The sequence below is a fragment of the Arthrobacter sp. UYCu512 genome, assembly GCF_040547075.1.
Lineage (GTDB): Bacteria > Actinomycetota > Actinomycetes > Actinomycetales > Micrococcaceae > Arthrobacter.
Genome location: NZ_JBEPPA010000010.1, coordinates 56,342 through 78,845, shown reverse-complemented (window position 1 = coordinate 78,845; position 22,504 = coordinate 56,342). Strand labels below are relative to the sequence as shown.

The 22,504-nt window shown below is 66.0% G+C and carries 20 protein-coding genes; all 20 read right to left on the bottom strand.

Annotation, left to right across the window (positions count from 1 at the left end):
• Positions 1-63: 63 nt before the first annotated feature.
• Entirely contained in the window at positions 64-759 is a 696-nt protein-coding gene (locus ABIB49_RS12195; protein ID WP_283480631.1) for a DivIVA domain-containing protein, read from the bottom strand.
• Between the two features lie 137 nt (positions 760-896).
• A complete protein-coding gene (locus tag ABIB49_RS12190; protein ID WP_226773327.1) occupies positions 897-1,205 on the bottom strand; it encodes a YggT family protein in 309 nt (102 codons plus the stop codon).
• Between the two features lie 138 nt (positions 1,206-1,343).
• A complete protein-coding gene (locus ABIB49_RS12185; RefSeq protein ID WP_226773328.1) occupies positions 1,344-1,874 on the bottom strand; it encodes a cell division protein SepF in 531 nt (176 codons plus the stop codon).
• An 87-nt stretch (positions 1,875-1,961) separates the two neighbouring features.
• Complete coding sequence (locus ABIB49_RS12180) at positions 1,962-2,744, bottom strand: YggS family pyridoxal phosphate-dependent enzyme (RefSeq protein ID WP_283480628.1); 783 nt, start codon at positions 2,742-2,744, stop codon at positions 1,962-1,964.
• Complete coding sequence (locus ABIB49_RS12175) at positions 2,737-3,477, bottom strand: purine nucleoside phosphorylase YfiH/LACC1 family protein (RefSeq protein ID WP_226773333.1); 741 nt, start codon at positions 3,475-3,477, stop codon at positions 2,737-2,739. Before ABIB49_RS12175 ends, ABIB49_RS12180 begins: the two co-directional genes overlap by 8 nt.
• Before the next feature lie 92 nt (positions 3,478-3,569).
• A complete protein-coding gene (ftsZ, locus tag ABIB49_RS12170; protein ID WP_226773330.1) occupies positions 3,570-4,790 on the bottom strand; it encodes a cell division protein FtsZ in 1,221 nt (406 codons plus the stop codon).
• 195 nt (positions 4,791-4,985) lie between these two features.
• Complete coding sequence (locus tag ABIB49_RS12165; protein ID WP_309485665.1) at positions 4,986-5,702, bottom strand: cell division protein FtsQ/DivIB; 717 nt, start codon at positions 5,700-5,702, stop codon at positions 4,986-4,988.
• A gap of 139 nt (positions 5,703-5,841) precedes the next feature.
• Positions 5,842-7,317: a UDP-N-acetylmuramate--L-alanine ligase gene (gene murC, locus ABIB49_RS12160; protein ID WP_282468114.1), complete on the bottom strand. Its 1,476-nt coding sequence runs from the start codon at positions 7,315-7,317 to the stop codon at positions 5,842-5,844.
• A gap of 59 nt (positions 7,318-7,376) precedes the next feature.
• The gene (murG, locus tag ABIB49_RS12155) at positions 7,377-8,480 is read right to left on the bottom strand and encodes an undecaprenyldiphospho-muramoylpentapeptide beta-N-acetylglucosaminyltransferase (protein WP_226774310.1); all 1,104 of its coding nucleotides are present in this window, start codon (positions 8,478-8,480) and stop codon (positions 7,377-7,379) included.
• 6 nt (positions 8,481-8,486) lie between these two features.
• Entirely contained in the window at positions 8,487-10,022 is a 1,536-nt protein-coding gene (gene ftsW / locus ABIB49_RS12150) for a putative lipid II flippase FtsW (RefSeq protein WP_354157117.1), read from the bottom strand.
• 2 nt (positions 10,023-10,024) lie between these two features.
• Positions 10,025-11,626 (bottom strand): UDP-N-acetylmuramoyl-L-alanine--D-glutamate ligase, encoded by a 1,602-nt coding sequence (gene murD, locus ABIB49_RS12145; protein WP_283480625.1) that lies wholly within the window; start codon positions 11,624-11,626, stop codon positions 10,025-10,027.
• Entirely contained in the window at positions 11,608-12,717 is a 1,110-nt protein-coding gene (gene mraY, locus ABIB49_RS12140; protein ID WP_253033150.1) for a phospho-N-acetylmuramoyl-pentapeptide-transferase, read from the bottom strand. Before mraY ends, murD begins: the two co-directional genes overlap by 19 nt.
• On the bottom strand, positions 12,714-14,279 hold the full coding sequence (locus ABIB49_RS12135) for a UDP-N-acetylmuramoyl-tripeptide--D-alanyl-D-alanine ligase (RefSeq protein WP_354157116.1): 1,566 nt from the start codon (positions 14,277-14,279) through the stop codon (positions 12,714-12,716). Before ABIB49_RS12135 ends, mraY begins: the two co-directional genes overlap by 4 nt.
• 6 nt (positions 14,280-14,285) lie before the next feature.
• Positions 14,286-15,944 (bottom strand): UDP-N-acetylmuramoyl-L-alanyl-D-glutamate--2,6-diaminopimelate ligase, encoded by a 1,659-nt coding sequence (locus ABIB49_RS12130; RefSeq protein WP_283480622.1) that lies wholly within the window; start codon positions 15,942-15,944, stop codon positions 14,286-14,288.
• Between the two features lie 104 nt (positions 15,945-16,048).
• Positions 16,049-17,851 carry a peptidoglycan D,D-transpeptidase FtsI family protein gene (locus tag ABIB49_RS12125; protein ID WP_226774316.1) on the bottom strand — a complete coding sequence of 601 codons (1,803 nt, stop codon included), beginning with the start codon at positions 17,849-17,851 and terminating at the stop codon, positions 16,049-16,051.
• A gap of 41 nt (positions 17,852-17,892) precedes the next feature.
• Complete coding sequence (ftsL, locus tag ABIB49_RS12120) at positions 17,893-18,564, bottom strand: cell division protein FtsL (protein ID WP_282359873.1); 672 nt, start codon at positions 18,562-18,564, stop codon at positions 17,893-17,895.
• Positions 18,561-19,559 (bottom strand): 16S rRNA (cytosine(1402)-N(4))-methyltransferase RsmH, encoded by a 999-nt coding sequence (gene rsmH, locus ABIB49_RS12115; protein ID WP_253033153.1) that lies wholly within the window; start codon positions 19,557-19,559, stop codon positions 18,561-18,563. Before rsmH ends, ftsL begins: the two co-directional genes overlap by 4 nt.
• A 196-nt stretch (positions 19,560-19,755) precedes the next feature.
• A complete protein-coding gene (gene mraZ / locus ABIB49_RS12110; protein WP_226774319.1) occupies positions 19,756-20,184 on the bottom strand; it encodes a division/cell wall cluster transcriptional repressor MraZ in 429 nt (142 codons plus the stop codon).
• Between the two features lie 435 nt (positions 20,185-20,619).
• Positions 20,620-20,994, bottom strand: coding sequence for an SCO2097 family morphological protein (locus tag ABIB49_RS12105; protein WP_226774320.1), 375 nt, complete (start codon positions 20,992-20,994; stop codon positions 20,620-20,622).
• A gap of 277 nt (positions 20,995-21,271) precedes the next feature.
• Positions 21,272-22,432 (bottom strand): DNA polymerase IV, encoded by a 1,161-nt coding sequence (gene dinB / locus ABIB49_RS12100; protein ID WP_354157137.1) that lies wholly within the window; start codon positions 22,430-22,432, stop codon positions 21,272-21,274.
• Positions 22,433-22,504 lie beyond the last annotated feature (72 nt).

Sequence of the window (22,504 nt, the reverse complement as noted above, 5' to 3'; positions counted from 1 at the left end):
ATGCCAAAAGCCGGCGGCCGAGGAATCCTCAGCCACCGGCTTTCAGAATACTTGCTAACTGTCCTAGCTGTTGGCTTCCACCTCAGGGGCAGCCACGGAGCCGCGGGCATCGAGGTCACGCAACTGGCCCTCAATGTAGGCCTTCAGGCGTGAACGGTAATCGCGTTCGAAGCCCCGAAGCTGCTCGACCTTGCGCTCCAGGACCGAACGCTGCTGCTCAAGGGCGCCGAGGATCTTGCGGGACTTTTCCTGCGCGTCGTTGACGAGGCTGCTGGCCTCAATCTGCGCTTCAGCGATGATTTTGTCGCGCTGCTGCTCGCCGTCGGCGACGTGCTTGTCGTGCATCTGCTGCGCCATGGCCAGCAGGCCGGCGGCGGACTCCGCAGCGGGGGTTGAGACGGTGCGGGCCGGGGCAGCTGCCTGCTCGGTTTCCTTCTTCTTGGCAACTTCGGCAGCTTCGGCAGCCTTGGCGGCTTCGGCGGCCTTGGCCTCGGCTTCCGCCTTAGCGCCGTCTTCTTTCTCGACCTTGACCGGTGCCGGAACCTTTTCCACGACAGGCGCCGCGGCGGAAGAACTGGCAGGCGTGCCGGCGCCCAGTTCGGCGAGCTTCTTGCGCAGCTCGTCGTTCTCCTGGTTCAGGCGTCGCAGTTCGACGACGATTTCGTCCAGGAAGTCATCAACTTCATCCTGGTCGTAGCCTTCGCGGAACTTGGTCGGCTGAAAGCGCTTGTTGACAACGTCTTCTGGCGTCAAAGCCATCTGGTCACCTCGTTGGTCTAGTTAGTCAGTAGGCCTTTCGGCCGTAAAAACTACGGTACCTAAATATGGTCTGGTTCCTCTAATTCAACACCGCAGTGTCAAACCGGAGTTTCTATCTGTTTCGGGCCACGAACGGGCTAGGCTGCGATCGGCTGGGAGAACACCAGGTACTTGGCAAACGCCATGGCAATGCTGACAGCCACGAAGATCAGCAGGAAACCGAGGTCCAGCGAGATTCCGCCCAGCCGCAACGGCGGGATGAGACGCCGCAGCAGTTTCAACGGACGGTCTGTGACCGAATACACAGCGTGAGCTGCCACAAGAGCCGCGCCGCGGGGCCGCCAGCCCCGTGCGAACATCTGCACCCAGTCGAACACCAGGCGGATGATGAGCGCCACCAGGAACAACAGCAAGGCGATATAGACAAGTCCGAAAACAATTCCCATGAGTTAGCTCATATCTCCATGTTCATTCCGGATACCGCAGTGTCCGCCTGATAGTTCCGCCTCTATTTCAACACGGATCGTGCAGCAAGGATGCCAGACGAGGTGTCCCCGCCTGGCATCCTTCAAAAGAATCCGGAACTAGCTCTGGTTGAAGAAGCTTGCCTGGGTCTCGCTGACCTTTTTGTCGTCGCCAATCACTTCGACGTACGACGGCGAGAGCAGGAAGACTTTGTTCGTCACGCGCTCGATGCTGCCGCGCAGGCCGAACACCAGTCCGGCGGAGAAGTCGACCAGGCGCTTGGCGTCCGCTTCGCCCATGTCGGTGACGTTCATGATGACGGGGATGCCATCACGGAAGCTTTCACCGATGAGTTTGGCGTCGTTGTAGGACCGCGGATGGATCGTAGTGATCTGGCGGAGTCCGGTGTGCTCTTCGCGGCTCGACGCCGCTCGCTTGATGGGTGTCACAGGTGCGCGGTATTCCTCTTCAGCGGCGTAGGGCTCGTCCCTGGGTGCCTCGCGGACGGGCGCCGGTGCACGGCGTTCCTCGCGGTCGTGCTCCATGGAATCGTCCTCATCCTTGTGCGATGTTTGGTGCTCGGACTCATAGTGTTCGTCGCCATCAGCGAGCCCAAGATAGATCATTGTCTTGCGCAGAGCGCCGGCCATGGTCGACTCCTAATCGTGTCCGTCAGCGGGCCGATCAATGACTTAGCAGCCTTGGAATTCCCGCCGTTACCTTCCAATACGTTGAACTTACCGCAACGCCGGACGCGGACCGAGAATATCGGAGCCAACGCGAAGGTGTGTCGCCCCGAACCGGATGGCCGCCTCAAGGTCCTGGCTCATGCCTGCGGAAATACCCGTGGCCCCGGGGTGGACGGCGGTCAGCCGGGCGGAGAGCTCCGCGAGCTTTTCAAATGCCGGGACCGGATCCTCGCCGAAGGGGGCCACTGCCATTACGCCGGCCAGGTGGAGTCCCGCTGCCCCCGCCAGCTGCGCGGCCAACGCCGGGATCTCGGCCGGCAGGGCGCCACCCCGGCGTCCGCCGGCGTCGCCGTCGAGACTGACCTGGATGAAGCACTCCAGCGGCGGGCGCCCCGTCAGTTCCTGCTGTGCGGACATGGCCTTGGCCAGGGCTCCGGCCAGCTGCGGGCGGTCCACTGAGTGCACCGCGTGGGCGTACTTCACGACCGACTTGGCCTTGTTACTCTGCAGCTGGCCGATAAAGTGCCAGCGCAAGTCCAGCCCGGGCAGCGCACCGGACTTCTCCGCTGCTTCCTGGTCCCGGTTCTCCCCGACGTCGGTGATGCCGAGTGTGGCGAGCCGCCGGACATCCTCGGCGGGATGGAACTTGGTGACCACGATCAGCTGGGGCGGGCGCTCCTGCCGTCCGGCGGCCGCAACGGCAGTGTCGATGCGCTGCCGGACGGCGGTGAGCCGCTCCCTGAGCTGTTCCAGCCGGGCATCGGGCAGGCCGCCGTCGGGGTCCTGTTCCGCCAGCGGTTCATCGGCGCCGCCGCGCAGCTGATTATTCATCCGGGACCGCCGCGGCGTGGGTCCACACGAGCCCGGCGAAACGTCCGGTGTCCTGGTCACGGCGGTAGGAGAAAAGCTTTGTGTCCTCCAGGGTGCAGGCGCCGGAGTATTCAACTGTGACTCCGGCATCGCGCAACTGGCTGTGCACGGCAGCCGGCAGGTCCAGTCCAGGGGTGCCGCGGGAAGTGGTGCAACGGGCCGCGGGCACCAGGGAGGCAACGTCGTCGCGCATCCGCGCGGGCACCTCGTAGCACCGCCCGCAGACGGACGGACCGATCCAGGCCCGGAGTGCCGACGCACCCAACTCCCGCATACGTGCGACGGCCACGGGGACAATTCCGGAGGCGACGCCCGGACGGCCCGCGTGGACGACTGCCAGAACGGGGTCCGGGCCACCGGCCCGTTCCCCGACCAGGACGACCGGCACACAATCGGCCACCAGCACGGCGAGCGGGTCCCCGAGGGACACCAGGGCATCGGCCGTCGGGCCACCGGCAGCCGGAGCTCCGCCCGGGCCGCCCGCGGCCGCGCCAACGACGGCGACGTCATTGCCGTGGACCTGGTTCATGTACTGGAAACGCCGGCCGCCGAGTTCCAGCGCCGACTCGAGGGCCCGCCGACGACGGGCCACTTCGGTCGCATCATCACCGACATGGAGCGCCAGGTTGCCGGCAGCGGCGTCGGTGAAGGCCACCCAAACGCCGGGCCGGACTTCCGCCCGCCAGGAGAACACCCAGACCACCGCCCAAACTTGTTTGCAGAACTACGATCCTAAGAGAAAGCACCGTGGCACTGCCATCAGGCAGTGCCACGGTGCTTCAGGACTTACTTGAGGAAGTCAGGGACATCCAGATCATCGGAGTGACGGCCGGACATGTCCGGCTCCACAACTGAAGGAAGGTCGGCGTCGAAGCCGGAGTCGGCCGGGACCGCAGACGGACGCTGCTGCCCCCAGCCGCCGTAACCGGAAGCGCCAACCGTGGCGTGCAGCGGCTGCACGTGGGCCGAGGACGGTGCCTGGACCGGGGCCGCTGCCGGGGCCGCCGGCCGCTGCGGGGCCGACTGCGGAAGCGACTGGTCCATGGACGGTGAGGTGGCCTTGACATCGTCGAAACCGGCGGCGATGACGGTGACACGGGCCTCGTCGCCGAGCGCATCGTCGATGACCGCGCCGAAGATGATGTTCGCTTCCGGGTGGGCAACTTCCTGGACCAGGCGGGCAGCTTCGTTGATTTCGAAGAGGCCAAGATCCGAGCCGCCCTGAATGGACAGCAGGACCCCGTGCGCGCCGTCGATCGATGCTTCAAGCAGCGGCGAGGCGATGGCGAGCTCTGCAGCCTTGACCGCACGGTCTTCGCCGCGCGCCGAACCGATGCCCATCAGCGCGGATCCTGCGCCCTGCATAACGGACTTAACGTCGGCGAAGTCGAGGTTGATCAGGCCCGGGGTGGTGATCAGGTCGGTGATGCCCTGGACACCGGAAAGCAGCACCTGGTCAGCGGAGCGGAACGCGTCAAGGACGGAGACGTTGCGGTCGCTGATGGAGAGCAGGCGGTCGTTCGGGATGACGATCAGCGTGTCCACTTCGTCGCGGAGGGCGTCGATCCCGGCTTCGGCGGAGCCGGCACGGCGGCGGCCTTCGAAGGTGAAGGGCCGGGTGACAACGCCGATGGTCAGCGCGCCGAGCGAGCGGGCGATCCGGGCGACCACGGGCGCACCGCCGGTCCCGGTGCCGCCACCTTCGCCGGCGGTGACGAAGACCATGTCCGCGCCGCGGATGACCTCTTCGATCTCCTCGGCGTGGTCCTCGGCGGCCTGTCGGCCGACATCCGGGTTAGCACCGGCACCCAGGCCTCGGGTCAACTCACGCCCGATGTCGAGCTTGACGTCGGCATCGCTCATCAACAATGCCTGCGCATCGGTGTTGACCGCGATGAATTCGACGCCGCGAAGACCGACTTCGATCATGCGGTTGACTGCGTTCACGCCACCGCCGCCGATGCCGACGACCTTGATGACGGCCAAGTAGTTCTGCGGAGCTGCCACGTTACGTGTCCCTTGTTCGTGTTCTATTGCGAAAACTGGTGGAGTCGGACTTGAAGCTTATAACCTTAACCTTCGAGTTGAAGGTTATAGTTATGTCAAGTAACTCATGCTGTGACGCTATTTCCTATGTAGATGACATTCAATAACCGGCCCCGCGTGTCGCGGTATTAGCGGCGAAATAGCCTCTTTTCCCAGCTACCGGGTGACCGGGTGCCGGGGCGCACTGACGTCGTAGACCCGGACCGGGTTCTTCGGGTCGGCGGGGGCCTTCAGCAGGGCTTCGAGGACCCGCGCCTTTAGCTCCTTCTCCCCCGCATTGCCCCAGACAATCGTCTGTCCGTCCACAAGCTTAAGTTCGACGGCGTCCACGGACTTCGCCGAGGCACTGGAGAGCCGTCCGAGCACGTCGGCCGGCAGCGCCCCGAGGACACCGGTGATGGCCTGGAACAGGTCCTTGGGCAGCGTGCCGTTGCCGCCGTCGATGACAGGAAGCGGGATTGCGGCCGGGTCGGCGGTGTCGCTGAGCTTCACGCCGTCCTCGTCCACGAGCTGGTGGACCTCACCCTGCTTAACGAGGGCAACCGGTACGCGTTCGGTTACCCTGACCTGAAGCGTCGACGGCGGGCGGGCCTGGGTGCTGACGCTCTTAACCTGCACGAGGGGCTGCAGCAGGGCTGTGACGTCGCCGTCGCTGATCTGCGGCAGCGGCTTGCCTTCCAGCGGAGCGAGCGCCGTTCGGATCTGGTCCGCCGTCAGCAGTTTGGTGCCCTCGACGGTGACCGTCCGAACCGCCAGCACCGGAGAGTAGACAGCAATGGCAAGGATCCCGGCGGTCAGAACGGCCAGGATCCCAATGGTAGCCAGCAGGATGCGCAGCCGGCGTTTGGCCTTGGGTTCGGGAAAGGACAGCACGTTATCCGGAGCCGGCCGGGGGGTCGCGGCACGGATTGCTGTCCCGTCCTTAGTAGCCGAGATAGCGTCCTCCGGCGCTGAATCCCCGCGGGTCCCCGGGGCCCGTGGTCCAGCCGCCCGGTAGCCGGGCCTGCGGCTGCTAGGCACCTTGGCCACCGCCGCCCGGCAGTCCCTCGTGCGGGGTGCCCTTGTTCAGGGTGGGGTCGTGCGGGGTGGGGTCGTTCAGGGCTGCGACAATCATCGGCCCGTAGGCGGTAACGTCGCCTGCGCCGACCGTAAGCACAATGTCCCCCGGCGCCGCGGCGGCCAGCACTGACCGCACGGCCTCATCGCCCGGTCCGATGAGCCGGCCGCCGGCACCAAGGTGCGCGGCGATCAGCTGGCTGCTGACGCCCGGGATCGGATCTTCCCGGGCGGGGTAGATATCAAGTACCAGTGCGGTGTCGGCGGCGTTGAGCGCTGCCGCGAACTCTCCGGCGAATTCCCGGGTCCGGGAAAACAGGTGCGGCTGGAAGAGGACGTGGAGTTTGTGGCCGCCCGCCACGGAGCGCGCTGCGGACAGGGCTGCCCGCACTTCGGTGGGGTGGTGGGCATAGTCGTCGTAGACCCTTACACCGCGGCCCGCGCCCTTGAATTCGAAACGCCGGGACGCCCCGGTGAAGTGGGTCAGGGCGGCGGCGGCGCGACCTGGCTCCACGCCGAGTTCCAGCGCAACGGCGAACGCGGCCGCCGCGTTGAGGGCGTTGTGCCGCCCGGGAACGTGCAGATCGAGCGGAAAGCGTCCGGCGTCGGTGGTGATCGACACATCGCCCGGACCGCCGTCGTGGAGCATGATCCCGGCGTCGACGCTGGTGCCGTAAAGCACAACGCGGGTGTTGCCGCGCTCGAGGGTTCGCCGGGCCAGCGCCCGGGCGCCGGCGTCGTCAGCGCAGGCGATCAGCACCCCGTCTGCCGGGAGCAGTGCGGTGAAGCGGTCGAAGGAGGCGTAGACGGCCTCGGCGGTGCCGTAGTAGTCCAGATGGTCCGGTTCAACGTTGGTCACGACTGCGATCTGCGGACGGTAATTCAGGAAGGAACCGTCGGATTCGTCGGCTTCGGCGACGAAGATCGGTGTGCTGCCGCTGGCGGCGTTAACTCCCAGCGCCGGAACGTTCGCACCGATGGCGAAGGACGGGTCCAGGCCTGCGCCCTGCAGGAGAACGGCGATCATCGACGTCGTGGTGGACTTTCCGTGTGTCCCGGCGACGGTCACGGCGGTGTCCTGCGCCATGGCCGCGGCCAGTGCCTCGGAGCGGTGCAGCACAGGCAATCCGGCAGCCCGGGCGGCGGTCAGCTCCGGGTTATCCGGGCGGATCGCCGAGCCGGCGACGACGCTTTGAGCGTCGCCGAGGTTAGCGGCGTGATAGCCGACGCAGATCCTGGCCCCGGCCGCGGCCAGGTCCGCCATCACCGGCAGGTCTTTCGCGTCGGAGCCGCTGACCGGCAGTCCGCGGGCCACCATAATTCGGGCCACAGCCGACATTCCGACGCCGCCGATGCCGATGAAGTGGATGCGGCCAAGGGACTCCCCTGTGCTGGCGGGCCCGGGTACGTGCTGACGTTCTGGCTGGGTCATTCCTCTATCGCTTCCTGCTTTGCTGCTTCGGGATGGCATGGCGCTCCGTGGCATGTCGTTCACGCTGCGGCCGATCCCAGGACGAGATCGGCCATCCGCCGGTCAGCATCCCGAATGCCGAGCTTTTCAGCGCTGGCTGCCATCCGGGCCAGCCGGTCCCGGTCCTGGAGCAGCGGGACGATGTGATCGCGGACCCAGTCAGGGGAGAATGTGCTGTCCGCCACGAGCAGGGCGCCACCGGCGTCCACGAGCCCGGCGGCGTTAAGCGCCTGTTCCCCGTTGCCGATCGGCAGCGGAACAAAAACGGCGGGAAGCCCGACGGCGGCAGCCTCGCTCACCGTCGCGGCACCGGAGCGCGCCAGGAGCAGGTCTGCTGCCGCGTAAACCGTTTCCATGCCGTCCACGTATTCGCGCTGGTGGTACCCGGGGGCAACGAGCGGCCGGCCGTCGGCGTCGTGGACGGCCTTGCCGCGACCGGTGATGTGCAGGGTCTGAATGCCGGCCCCGGCCAGGAGCCCGAGCGAGGCGGCAATGGTGCGGTTGATACTTTGGGCCCCCGAGGAGCCGCCGGTGACAACCAGTGCCGGAAGGTCCGGCTCAAGGCCGAGGGCTACCCGGGCAGCGGTCCTGGCTGCTGACCGGTCCAGCCCGGAAATTTCCTCGCGCATCGGCATGCCAACGTGCTGCGAGGCACCCAGTTTGGTGCCGGCAAACGCCACGGCAACGTGTCCGCCCAGCCGGGCACCCACCCGGTTTGCCAGACCGGGCCGGGTGTTCGCCTCGTGGATCACGATGGGGATCTTCCGGCGCCAGGCGGCGATGTACATCGGGGTGCAGACGTAGCCCCCAACACCGACCAGGACATCGGCACCGGCCGCATCGAGGATGGCGCCGGCCTGCTTCACGGCACCCGCCAGCCGGGCGGGCAGCCGCAACAGCTCCAGTGAGGGCCTGCGCGGGAAAGGAACCCTGCTGATGGTGGCAAGGTCCAGTCCCGCGGCCGGGACCAGCGTGGCTTCCATTCCGCCGGGGGTTCCGACCGCCAGGAGCCGGACTCCGGGGCGGGCCTGCCGCAGTGCGTTGGCGATGGCCAGCAGCGGACTGATGTGCCCTGCTGTTCCGCCGCCGGCGAGGACAACGGACAATAACGACTCGGTGCTCATGGCGGCTTATTTACGCTTTCGTGCGGGATTGCTGGGTGAGGGGATCCTGGTACCGGCTTTTCCGGCGGCAGGAGTCTTTCCGGCGGCAGGTATTGCGGCAGGAGTCTTTCCGGCGGCAGGTATTGCGGCAGGAGTCTTTCCGGTCCGGGAACGATCCGGGACCGGAGTCCGGGCGGCGGGCCGGAGGGTGCGTGCGGCGCCGCCTCGCGCGGCGACCCGCTTCCGCAGGGAGGCCGCCAGCGTGGCGGGGCCGAACCGGAACAGCCGCTCCGGCTGCAGCCCGGGCGCCATCTGCGCGCGGGCCAGGGACAACACAACGCCGATCGCGCACAGTGACATCAGAAGCGCCGAACCGCCGTAGGAAATAAAGGGAAGCGGGATGCCAACGACCGGCGCCAGGCCGGTGACCACAGCCATGTTGACGGTGGCCTGGCCCAGCAGCCAAACCATGATGGTACCGGCCAGGACGCGGTGGAACATGGCCGTCTGGGCGGCAACGACGCGGTAGATGGCGGTGCCGAGAATGGCGAAGAGCACCAGCACCACCAGGGTTCCGACCAGCCCAAGCTCCTCGCCGATGATGGCGAAGATGAAGTCGTTGTGGGCCTCCGGAATCCAGCTGTACTTCTGCCGGCTTTGGCCCAGGCCCACCCCGAACCAGCCTCCGGAGGCAAGCCCGTACAGGCCGTTGGTGGACTGGTAGTTCACATTGGATCCGTCCGCGCACGTCTGCCCGGTCCAGGACAGGATGCGGCAGACACGGTTGGGGCTGGTGATCGCCAGGACAGCGGTGCCGGCGGCGAGGACAACACCGGCGATGCCGAACAGGTAGAGCCGCACTCCGGCGAAGAACAAGGCGGCAGCCGTGATCATCATCACGATCATGGCGGTGCCCAGGTCGTTACCCATCAAAATGAGCCCGATCACTCCGGCGGCGCCGGGAAGCACCACGGGGACGAGGGCGTGCCTGGCCCGGGACAGCAGCTTGGCTTTGCGGTCCAGCACCGTTGCCATCCACAGCGCCAGCGCCAGTTTGGCCGCCTCGGAGGGCTGAAAGGTGAAGGGCCCGACGTCGATCCAGTTCTGGTTACCGAGGGCGCTGCGTCCCACGAGAAGCACCAGCACCAGCAGCACGAGGGCAACAATGATGGCCATCCAGGCTCCGCGTTTGAGCCACACCACGTTTACCCGCGACAGCAGGAACATGGCGAACAGCCCAATTCCGGCGAACAGCCCCTGTTTGAGGGCCGCAGTGTAGGGCGATTCCCCGGCAGCGATCGCCTCGACGCTGGAGGCGGAGAGCACCATCAGGATGCCGATTGCCGTGAGCGCCAGGGTGGAACCGAGGATCAGGTAATACGTGGAGCCGTTGCGCGACTTCCCGGTTCCTTCCAGCGCGGACCAAAACCCCCGGTACCAGCTTCGGACCCTGCGGAGGCCTGATGGCAAGCCTGATTTCCCAGGCTTGTTCGGTGCCTTGGCGGCGGGTTGTTGTCGAGCGGCCGTTGCGGCCGCCGGGTGACGTGTGGGCGTGCTGACCATTGTTACTCCTCGCTGGTCTGAGCCTGCCCTTCCACGAGCTCGCGGACAGCTTCGAGGAAGGCGTCGCCACGGTGAGCGTAGGAAGAGAACTGATCCATGGATGCAGCTGCCGGAGCCAGGAGCACAGTGTCCCCGGAGGTGGCCAGCTGCGCCGCCGATGCTACGGCCTGTGCCATCACAGTCTCGCCGAAAATCGGTGAAGGTCCTGCTGCGGCGTCGGCCGGTCCGGCAGTCTGCACGTCTTCAGTTTCACCCTTCCCGGCGCTGATCACCGGGACATCGGGTGCGTGTCGCCGGAGCGCGGAGCGCAGATCGCTGGAGTCTGCCCCGATCAGAACCACTGCCTTGAGCCGCTTGGCGTGGGCCTGGATCAGCGGTTCATAGTTCACGCCTTTGGAAAGGCCGCCCGCTATCCAGACCACGTTATCGAACGCTGAGAGCGACGCGGCCGCGGCATGCGGGTTGGTGGCCTTAGAGTCATTGACCCAGAGAACTCCGTGGTCCCGGGCGACGAGTTGGATGCGGTGGTCCCCCGGGAGGAAGTTGCGCAGGCCTTCGCGGACGGCCGCAGGCTCGACGCCATAAGCCCGGACCAGCGCTGCCGCGGCCAGGGCATTGGCCACCATGTGCCGCGGAGCCACGGGTCCGAGGTCCGATACGGACGCCAGTTCGGCCGCGCTGTCCTTGCGCTCTGCGATGAAGGCGCGGTCCACGAGGAGTCCTTCGACCACACCGAGCATACTGACCGCCGGCGTGACGGTGGTGAAGGCCACCGCACGGCACCCTTCGACGACGTCGGCGTCCTCGACCATTCGCTCGGTTTCGATCTGCTCGGCATTGTAGATGCAGGCTTTTTGGGTGTTTTCGTAGACTTTGGCCTTGTCCGCCAGGTAGGACGCATAGGAGCCGTGCCAGTCGACGTGGTCCTCGGCGACGTTGAGGCAGACGCTTGCCAGCGGGGAGACGGAGTGGCTCCAGTGCAGCTGGAAGCTGGAAAGTTCAACGGCGAAAACGTCGTAATCGACAGGATCGCGCAGCGCATCCAGGATCGGTGTGCCGACGTTGCCGACGGCGATGGCCTTCAGCCCCGCCGCCTGGAGCATCGACTCGGTCAGCCCGACGGTGGTGGTCTTGCCGTTGGTCCCGGTGATGGTGAGCCAGTCGGCCGTCTTGCGTCCATTGCGCACGCGCAGCCGCCAGGCCAGTTCGACGTCGCCCCAGACCGGGATGTGGGCCCGCGCCGCGGCGGCGAGCAACGCCTGGTCCGGCCGCCAGCCCGGGGAGGTGACAATCAGGTCCGGAGTGGCTCCGTCAATGCGGGGGACGGACTCAACGGCGTCCTCGCCCAGCAGGACATCGGCCGCACCAACGATCCGCAGGGTGTCCGCCTGGGCCCGTGCCGTGGGCCCGGTGGCGGCGTCGACCACCACCACACGGGCGCCGAGTTCTATCAGCGTGTCGGCGGCAGCGAAGCCGGAGACCCCGATGCCCGTGACGACTACGCGCAATCCGGCCCAGGCGGAGTCCCAGCTGACCAGGTCCTGGAGCCGGGGCGAGCTCGTGAGCGGCGCGGGGATCGGACCAGTCACAGCAGTACCACCCATTCGGCGTAGAAGATGCCCAGGCCCGCGGCGACGAAAAGCCCGCAGAGGATCCAGAAGCGGACGACGACCGTGACCTCGGCCCAGCCTTTGAGCTCAAAGTGATGCTGGAGCGGTGCCATCTTGAAGAATCTTTTACCCTTGGTGATTTTGAAGTAGCCGACCTGGATGATCACCGAAAGGGTAATCAGGACGAACAAGCCGCCGATGAAGGCGAGCAGCAGCTCGGTCCGGGACAGGATGGCGAGGCCGGCGACGGCACCGCCGATGGCCAGTGACCCCGTGTCCCCCATAAAGATCTTTGCCGGCGAGGTGTTCCACCACAGGAATCCGACCAGCGCCCCGCTGAGGATGGCGGCAAGCAGGGCCAGGTCCAGCGGGTCCCGGACGCTGTAACAGCCGGCACCGGCCTGCCGTGGCGAGCCGCAGGCCTGATTGCTTTGCCAGATCCCCATCAGCGTGTAGGCACCAAAGACCATAATGGATGCCCCTGCGGCGAGGCCGTCGAGGCCGTCCGTCAGGTTCACGCCGTTGGTGGCGGCGGTGATGATCAGGTTCGACCACAACACAAAGAGAATGGCTCCGACGATCGTACCGGCGAAGGCGAGGTTCAGCCATGGGATATCGCGGACCAGCGAGATCTGGTACGACGCCGGTGTCACGCCGTTTTCGTCCGGGAACTGCAGGGCAAGGACGGCGAAAATGATGCCCACGGCGGCCTGCAGGATGAGTTTGGCCTTGGCATTGAGGCCCAGGCTTCGCTGTTTGGAGATTTTGATGAAGTCATCCAGGAAACCGACGAGCCCCATCCCGACCATCAGGAACAGCAGCAGCAGCGACGACGCGGTGGGTCCCGGCGACGCCGGGTTCATCAGCCACATCACGAGGTGGGTGACGGCGTAGCTCGCAAGCACTGCGAGAACGACGACAGTGCCTCCCATCGTCGGGGTGCCGCGCTTGGTGTGGTGCGAGGTGGGCCCGTCATCTCGGATGAATTGTCCGTAGCTCTTCCGGACCAGGAAACGGATAAACAGCGGGGTTCCCAGGAAGGCAAACAGCAGGGCCAGTCCGGTGCCCATCAGCAGTGCAATCACGGCAGCGCACTCCCTTCAGTGGCGGTTCCGGCAGTATCTCCGGCTGCGCTCACGGCAGCCGATCCCCCAGCCGCACCGGAAACGGTACCGGGGGCCTGAAGAGGCAATGCTATCCGATCCCCCAAGTGTCTCAGGCCGATGCTGTTGGACGACTTGAACAGCACCAGGTCACCGGGCTCCAGCTCGGCCTGCAGCAGTTCGTAGGCCTCGTCGGCTGTTTCGGCAAAAACGCACTCGTTGCCCCAGGACCCCTCATTGACGGCAGAGACGTAGAGCGAACGTGCTTCCCGGCCCACAACGAGCAGGCGGGAGATGTTGAGCCGGACCACCTGCGTGCCGACTGCCATGTGCTCGCGGATCGAATCCGGACCCAGCTCAAGCATGGCACCAAGGACAGCCCAGGTGCGGCGGCCCCGTCCGAGGTCAGCGAGGGTCCGCAGCGCGGCACGCATGGATTCCGGGTTGGCGTTGTAGGCATCGTTGATGACGGTGACGCCGTCGGCCCGCTCGGTGCGTTCCATCCGCCAGCGGCTGGCGGCCGTCTGGGAGCTGAGGGAGGCGGCGATCCGCGCGGCGGGGACACCGGCTGCGTGGGCCGCTGCCGCCGCTGCCAACAGGTTGCCGATGTGGTGCGCCCCGATAAGCTTCGCCGCAATATGATGCGGCGGTGTTCCGCCGGGGAAGAGCACCTCAAACTCGGGACTTCCGCCGGAATTCAACTCGATCCCCTCGGCGCGGACGCATTCTGCCCCGGCAGGCCCGGTCCCGGCTTCGCCTGACAGGCCGGCGCTGGCCGGAGCGGCAGAGAAGCCCAGCACCGCGGCCCGGGTGCGGGCGGCCATGGCGGCAACACGGGCGTCGTCCAGGTTCAGGACTGCGGTGCCGCCGGCCGGCAGGGCCTCGACAAGCTCGCCCTTGGCGATGGCGATGTTTTCCACGCCGCCGAATTCGCCCGCGTGGGCGGTGCCAACACCGAGCACCACGCCGATGTCGGGCCGGACCATCCCGGCGAGGTAGCTGATGTGCCCCACGCCCGTGGCGCCCATCTCGATGACGAGGAAGCGGGTGTCGGGACCGGCTTTGAAGACGGTCAGTGGCACCCCGACTTCGCCGTTGTAGGAACCCTGCGGGGCAACAGTGCTGCCTTCCGCGCCGAGGATACCGGCCAGCAGGTCCTTGGTCGTGGTTTTGCCGGCGGAACCGGTGATGCCAATCACGGTCAGCGGCTCGCCGTTGGCGGCACGGCCTGCACGGATCCGTCGGACGGCCTCCGCGGCGAGGGCACCCATCGCCAGGACCGAGTCCTGGACCACAACGGCGGGGTAGGTGCGCCCGGCGTCGTCCGTGACATCATGCTCGACGAGGGCCAGCACGGCGCCGCGTTCGAAAGCCGCGGCGACGAAGTCGTGGCCGTCGGCAGTCTCCCCCGGTTTGGCCACGTAGAGGGAACCCGGGGTGGCTTCGCGGGAGTCGGTTACGACCGAACCGGGAGTAACGCCCGGTTCGGCGGCTAGCCGGCCGTTGGTTATTTCGGCGATTTCCGCCGCGGTAAATGCAATCATCTCGGTTTAGGACTCTATCCGCTGGTCTTCGAGAACGGTGAATCCCCGGGCTGTCAAGGCGGAGCGGAGCTCCACCCGGTCGTCAAGGGCGAGGTTGACGCCCTTGACCTCCTGCCAAATTTCGTGGCCGCGCCCTGCGACGAGGATTGTGTCCGCCGGACCGGCGAGTTCCACGGCTTTCCGGATGGCGGCCGCGCGGGGGAACACCTCGATGATGCTGCAGCTGAGGCCCTCGTGCTTTTTGGCGTCCAGTGCGCCAGCCATAACGTCGGCGCGGATTGCGGCGGCGTCCTCATCGTGCGGGTCATCGTCGCTGACAATTACCGTGTCGGCAAGGCGTGCGGCGATGGCTCCCATGGCGGGCCGCTTGCTTTGGTCCCGTTGTCCGGTTGCGCCGAACACAACGATCACCCGGGAGCCCGGTTGCGGGGAGCGGACGGCTTCGAGTGCCCGGGCCAGGGCGTCCGGGTTGTGGGCAAAGTCGACCACCGCGGCGGGGGCGGTGGAGACGAGCTGCATGCGGCCGGGAACGGCGACGGTGAAGGGTTCCGCCGCGTCGAGGGCAGCCTGGACGGCGTCGGCACCGTGGCCGCCCGCGAGCACCATAACCGTGGCCAGTGCGGCGTTGGCGACGTTGAAGCTGCCGGGCAGCCCGGTGTGCACACGCAACTGAGTGCCGTCGCGGTGCCGCAGGGTGAAATCGGTGCCGAGTCCGCGCGGTGCCTGGTTGTGGACGGTCCAGTCCGCTTCCGCACGGATCGGGGCCGCCGCGCTGTCAGCCTGCGTGGCCAGGGTGGTGACCGGAATGCCAGCGGTGGCTGCGAGCTTGACGCCCCAGGCGTCGTCAACGGTTACCACTGCGCCGCGGGCCCGTCCGGCCGTAAAGAGCCGGGCTTTGGTCTGGAAGTACTCGTCCATGCTCCCGTGCAGGTCAAGGTGGTCCTGCGTCAGGTTGGTGAAACCGGCCACGTCGAACACAACCCCGTCCACCCGGTGGAACGCCACAGCATGCGAGGAGACTTCCATCGAGGCCGCGTCCAGGCCGCGTTCGCGCATCAGCGCCAGCAGGGCATGGACGTCCGTGGACTCGGGCGTGGTGAGCAGGCTGGGAATCGGCGCGCCGCCGGCCAGGATCTCGATGGTGCCGATCAGTCCCGTCTTCTGTCCAAGGCCCTGCAGCAGGGCATTGAGGAAGTATGTGGTGGTGGTCTTTCCGTTGGTGCCGGTGACGCCGTAGAGGGCGGGAGCGATCGCGTCGTCGGGCCTGCTCCGGTAGATCAGGGCGGACAGTCCGCCGACGAGGCTGCGGGGTTCCTGGGCCAGCAGTACCGGCACGGCGATGTCGTGGGAGAAGGCCAGCAGGCGCGCGCCGGCGTCGTCCGTCAGAACGGCGGCCGCACCGGCCTCCACGGCCTGGGCGACAAAGTCGGCACCGTGGCGGCTCGCGCCGGGCAGTGCCACGTAGAGGTCTCCGGGCTGCACGGTGCGGGAATTCAGCGAGATCCCGGTAACCGGTACGGCCCCCGAAGCTCCGGGGACGTCGACGCCGATCGCTTCGCCAATGGCTGCCAGCGGCACTGCAGCAACCGCGGTGGGCCGGAAGCCGCGGGTGGACCCCGGGCCGGACGGCGCGGCGGAAGCGCCGGGGGCAAACTGATCTGACACGTGGATCTCCGTAGGTGGTGCTGGTGGATCTGGACCTGCTGCGCGGAGGAATCCTCCGGCCACTGGCTGCAGTCCTTGGTTCGGGTGCTGGGTGGCGCTTGGTCCTACTTGGCGTACTGCGGCAACCGGGCGGGCTCCCCGGTGGAGGGCGGAACGTTGAACGTCCGCAGCGTCTGGCTCATCACGGACCGGAACACCGGTCCGTTCGTGATTCCGTAGATGCTGCCCTTGGGCCGTTGCAGGACCACTTCAACAATAAACCGCGGATCGTCCATCGGCGCCATCCCCACCATGGAGGCGGTATAGCCGCAGAAGCCCGATTTGCCGTCGTCGCAGGGAGATTCGGATGTCCCGGTCTTCGCTCCGACCCGGTAGCCGTCAATCGCGGCGTCCTTAATCTCACCTTCGGTCACGGCGCTCTCCAGGATATCGCGGACCTGTTTGGCGGTGTCCGCACTGACGATCTGCCGGGGCGCCTGGGCCGGGACCTTCTCCTCGGTGCCGTCCGGGTTGATGAAGCTGTCGATCAGGCGCGGCTGGAGCATAACGCCGTCATTAGCGATGCTTTGGTAGGCGCGGACTGTCTGCAGGGTTGACTGCGAGACACCCTGGCCGAAAAGGACCGTGTACTGCTGGCGCCCGTCCCACTGCTCAGCGGGGGTCAGGATGCCCGTGGACTCGGCGGGCAGCCCGATGTCCGGCGCTTCGCCGATACCGAACTTTTGCAGCCAGTCGTGACGTTTCTCCTTGCTGAGCCGCTGGCCCACCATCACTGTGCCGGTGTTCATCGAATACCCGACAATGCCGGCGAGGGTCCGCTCTTCAGTACCGTGCACGAAGGAATCGGTGAAAGTCTGGCCATCGACGGTGTAGGTCGGCGGAATCGTAAAGTGGTCCAGCGGGTGGGCCGTGCCTTCTTCGATCGCGGCGGCGGCGGTGATCATCTTTTCCACCGAGCCCGGCTCATAGGCGGCCGTGACGGCACGGACGCCGCGGTCCTTGGCCGCCACCTTGCCGGGATCGTTGGGGTCGGGTGCATCAGTGTCCGCCATCGCGATGATGTTTCCGTTTTTGGCATCGGAGACGATTATCACGCCCCATTCGGCGCTGAGCTTGTCCTTCTGGCTCTGGATCGCCTGCTGGGCGAAGTACTGGAGGTCAGAGTTCAGGGTGAGCTTGATGTCCTTGCCGTTCACGGCCGGCGTCAGCTGGTCCACTCCCACCGGGATGCGCAGTCCGTCTGCACCGATCTCAAACAGCCGCTTGCCCGGGGTGCCCTTGAGGATCTCGTCCTGGGTCTGCTCGAGGCCGGCCTGGCCGGTGCTGCCGTCTTTCAGGAAGCCGACGATCCCGCCAGCCACCGAGCCGTTGGGGTAAACCCGCTTGCTGGTGCCCTCGGTGACGATGCCTGGGATCCGAAGCTTTGAGATCCGGTCCTCGACGTCGGGCTTCAGGTCTTTGGCCACAATGTAGTAGCGCTGTTCACCGGTAAGGGCGTCCTTCACCGTGTCCCTGTCCATGCCCAGCACCGCGGCAAGTTCGGAAATGCCCTGGTCCCGGGAGACTTTGACCAGTTGTTCCTTGCCGTCCATTTGCTCCAGCCGGCGGAAGGATTCGGTTTTGGTATTTACGGTCTGGTCGACCACGATGTTGTAGCGGATCACGCTGCTGGCCAGGACATTGCCGTTGGTGTCCAGAATGCTGCCGCGCTCGGCCGGCAGCTCAATGGGGGTGAGCCGGTTCTGGAGCGCGGCCTCGGCCATCCCCCCGACGTCGAGGCCCTGGACCAGGAAGAGTTTCCCGCCGACGACGAGAAGGAGTGTCAGCATCAGGCCAAGGCCCAGCCGCAGCCGCCGGGTTGTGCTCGGCGCTTTCGCTTTGCCTGCCTTGCCGGTGTTCTGAGCCACGATGTTTCCTTGCTTTTGCCTGGCGGGTGATCCGAGCTGCGTTACTGTCCCGGGATCTTCTGCGCGGGGGCGGGAACGGACCCGCCGTGGAGTTCAGCCGCCGGCGCGGCGGGGACCGGCACGGCAGCGGGCGCGGGTACAGCTGCCGCGGGCACGGCCGGCACCGGGGCGTCCTGCGAAGGCTTACGGTTCGCGAGCGGCTCATTGACTGTGGCCGGCGGGACGACGCTGAGCTGTCCTGCGACGGCCGGAGCGGCGATAACGGCTCCGGGGGCGTCGCCTTTCACCGCAGGTTTGGCCTTGCCGGTGACGGTCAGGGTGGACAGGTCGATCTGGCCCTTGGTGATGGAGGCCACCATGCCCAGCTCGGTGGCCTTGGCAGCCAGGTTCTGCGGGGCGTCAAAGTTCTGCGCCTGCTGGGTGAGGTCCTGGTTCTGCTTCGTCAGGGTGGACTGTTCACCCCGCAGCTGCACCAGCTGGTACTGGGCCGTGGAGACGGAGATGTTCAGGACCAGCACGGCCAGCAGGGCGACCGCAAGGAGGCCAAAGCACAGCACAACGAAGGGTGCGCGGCGTTTCCGCGGGGCCGAACGGACCAGTGAAAGCGGGGTGCGCTCCTTCCTGGCGGGGCCGGTGCCGGGGGAACCCGCGGGCAGTGCCCGGGCCGTTGCGCCTGCGGCAACGGGAAATCTGTTGACAGCGGCGGTGCTCATACGGCTCTCCTGGTTTTGATGCGTTCCACTGCGCGGAGCCGGGCGGACGCGGCGCGTGGGTTTTCGGCGATTTCTGCGGCGGTGGGCACTTCGGTGCCCTTCGTCAGAGTTTTCAGCTCGGCCTTGTGTTCTTCCAGTTCCACCGGGAAACCAAGAGGCGCGGACGATTTGGACCCGGCCTGGAAGAAGCCCTTGACGATTTTGTCTTCCAGCGAGTGGTAGGACATCACCACAACCCGGCCGCCGAGTGCGATCGAGGTGATCGCTGCGGGAACGGCGCGTTCGAGGACATCGAGTTCTTCATTGACCTCGATCCGGAGCGCCTGGAAGGTGCGTTTCGCAGGGTGTCCGCCCGTTTTGGCGGCGCCGGACGGTACAACGTCGCGGATCTGCTCGACGAGTTCCCCGGTCGTTGTAAACGGCTTCGTAGCCCGGACGGTCACGATGCGGTTGGCAATGCGGCCGGCAAATTTCTCCTCGCCCCATTTTCGGATGATCCGGACAAGGTCTTCTTCGCTGTAGGTGTTAACAACGTCGGCGGCGGTCTGGCCGCGGCTCAGGTCCATCCGCATGTCCAGCGGGGCGTCGAAGGAGTACGCAAAACCGCGGTCGCGTTCGTCCAGCTGGAGCGATGAGACCCCCAAGTCCATCAGGACTCCGTGGACTTCCGCGAAGCCGAGGTCTTCCAGGATTTCAGGGATCTCGTCGTAGACGGCGTGCACAAGGTCGATCCGGTCTGCGAAAGCCTTGAGGCGCTCTTCCGCGAGGGCCAGTGCTTCCTCATCGCGGTCGATGCCGATCAGGTGCAAGTCCGGAAAGCGTTGCAGCATCGCCTCGGAATGACCGCCCATGCCCAGGGTCGCGTCGATGACGACGGGGCTCTCGCCGCGGCTGCGTGCCGCGTCGAATCCGGGTGCCAACAAATTGATGCACCGGTCCTTGAGGACCGGTACATGCCGTTCGGACGTAGGCTTCGACTGGTCAGGGTCCGTCATGCCTGCGTCCTTTCGTGGTTGGGCTGATGCCTGGAGTGCGGTTGCTGGCTGTTGGTGCCGCTTCTTGATCCAGATCCCCATCCGCGCCTATCCTGCGTCCGCCTGGCTCCGGGGAAGTGAGCCAGGAAAACAGCAGGATGGGCGGCTGGAGATCTCGGTCAAGAATCGTGCAGTGCTGCTTGGTTCCTGCGGGGATTCACAGAATCCCCGGTATTGCGTCATCGGTCTCCGAGAAGGCCGTTTCCTTTTCAGCGAGGTATTCGCTCCAGGCTTGGGCGTCCCAGATCTCCGCACGGGTGCCTGCGCCGATAACGGCCAGTTCCCTGCCGAGCCCTGCATACTCCCGGAGCGCCGGCGGAATCGTCACGCGCCCCTGCTTGTCAGGCACCTCGTCAGAGGCTCCGGAGAGGAAAACACGGATGTAGTCGCGAGCTTGTTTGCTGGAGATTGGTGCCTCGCGCATTTGCTCGTGAACACGGCCGAATTCCGCCTCACTGAAGACGTAGATGCAGCGTTCCTGGCCCCTTGTGAGAACCAGTCCGCCGGCAAGTTCCTCGCGGAACTTGGCGGGAAGGATAATTCGTCCCTTTTCGTCCAGACGCGGCGAATGTGTGCCGAGAAACACGGCCCACCGCCTGTCTGTTCGTAGGAAGCCCAACGTCCCCCGTGCTGCCACTACCCTCTTACGGCCTCCACATTACTCCACATCCCTCCACAGTCAACGACACACCGCCGGTTTCGGCCGCAATTTGCGCCCGTCGTTCCTTCCGGTCCCCCGCAACTGCAGGGAACTGGGCCCGGTGGTTGGCAGTGGAGGAAAACGCGGTGCCACGGCGGCGGTCCGGGCAACACGGGCTTGGGTGGGGTCTTGCCGGGGCCCTCCCCCGCAGCCCGGCGCGCCGCTGCAACGCCTCAGTTGGGCCCGCTAGTCAGAAGTTAACGAAAAAAGACCCGCCGAAGCGGATCTTTTTTTGCGGCCGGTCCTTCCCGTGGTGGAAAGTGGAGGCAGCTACCGGAGGCTTAACAACGAGCCGACACCGGGACGGGCCCGGCGGCCCCTTCAGGGTTCGCCGCGGTGCCGCTCGTCCCAGCGTTCCTCGAGGCTGCTCATGAATGAACTCCTGGGCTTCCCCGATTTCCGGTCCGCTCCAGCGGCCCTGGCTTTGCCAACGGCGGCTCCCCGCATGGTCGCGTAGTAAACCCCAGCGCCCATAACAACGAATCCAAGGACTCCGACAACGATGACCTGAATCGTTACACCCAAGAGCAGGAGCACAATGCCGGCAAGTGTGGCCAGTACGCCGATCACAAGATGGCGGGTGGACCATGAACGCCCCGCGTCCGAGCCCATCGAGCTGGCGAACTTGGGATCGTCCTCATGCAGCTGCTTCTCTAGTTGCTCCAGCAACTTCTGTTCGTGCTCCGAGAGCGGCATCACGACCTCCTTAAGTCGGCCAACGTCCGGACTGACGCGACCAGTGTCCCTAAAACCACAACGTGCGGGCATCCCGTGTGGTTCCCATTCACCGTCGGTGGTCGAATGGGATCTTCCACGGCCCCTTCCGGGGTGTCCAGCTGGTCCTGCATTAATCCGAACGCTCGATCCAGTCGTTCCAAACCTTCGTATTAATAAGGATAGTTTGTTGTGCCCCGTTCTGAAAGATGCCGAAAGTCCCCCTGGCGTGATGAACAGGACCACGGAACTGCCGGGTTCAGCCCGGGGTATTCCCGAGATCAAGCAGACGGGCCGGAAGTACCGATTTTGTCCCGAATTTACGGGTCACCTGGTCCAGGACCTGCTCGGCGGCGCGCCAGTTATCGTCCCTGCGGTCAAGGCTCAACTGCAGGGGCGCCTGGGCCGCCTCCTCAAGCTGCTCGGCCCGGATCCCCACGAGCCGCACGGTCATGGGGCGGTCCCCGACTGACCCGAGCAACTGGACGGCGACGGCGTACAGCAATTGCGCGCTGTCGATGGGGGTGCTGACCGTCCGGCTGCGGGTGATCGTGGAGAAGTCTGCGTAGCGCAGCTTAAGCGCCACGGTTCGCGCGTGCATGCCGGCGCTGCGGAGCCGTTCCGCTGTCCGGTGCGAGAGGCGCAGCAGTTCGCGGTGCAGTAATGCCTCGTCGGCGGTGTCCACCGCGAAGGTCTCTTCCGCACCGATGCTTTTCTCCAGCCGCACCGGGGTCACCGGGCGCGGATCAATCCCCCACGACAGCCGGTGGACGTGCTCCCCCGAGGCGCCGAGCACTTTGCGCAGGGACGGCAGCGGGGAGGCCGCGACGTCGGCGACGGTTCGGATGCCCATCCGGGCGAGCACCTCCACGGTCTTGGCACCGACGCCCCAAAGAGCGCTGACCGGAAGGCTGTGCAGGTAAGGGACCGTCTCCTCCGGACCGATCAGCAGCAGTCCGTTCGGCTTGCAGCGGGTGGACGCAATCTTCGCCACGAACTTGCTGGCCGCGATCCCAACAGATGCTGTGATGCCCAGTTCGCTGCGGACCCGGGTGCGGACGAGTTCGCCGATCTCGCGGGGCGGACCAAGCCGCCGGATGGCGCCCCCGACGTCGAGAAAGGCCTCGTCCACGCTGAGCGGCTCAACGAGTTCGGTAATGGAACCAAAAATTTCCATGATCTGGCCGGAAACCTCGTAGTACAGCTTGTGCCGGGGCTCGATCACGACGGCGGATGGACACATCCGCATGGCAACCACCATCGGCATCGCGGATTTGACACCGAATTTCCGGGCTTCGTAGGAAGCGGACAGCACAACTGAACGGTCCGCAGGGTAGCCGACGATAACGGGCTTGCCCACCAGTGCGGGCCGGCTGCGAAGTTCCACGGAGACAAAGAACGCATCCATATCCACGTGCATAATGCTGCTCCGCCGGAGCTCCCGCAATTGTGCCTCACCGGGCCGGGAGGGTACGCCACCGGAAGGCTGCTC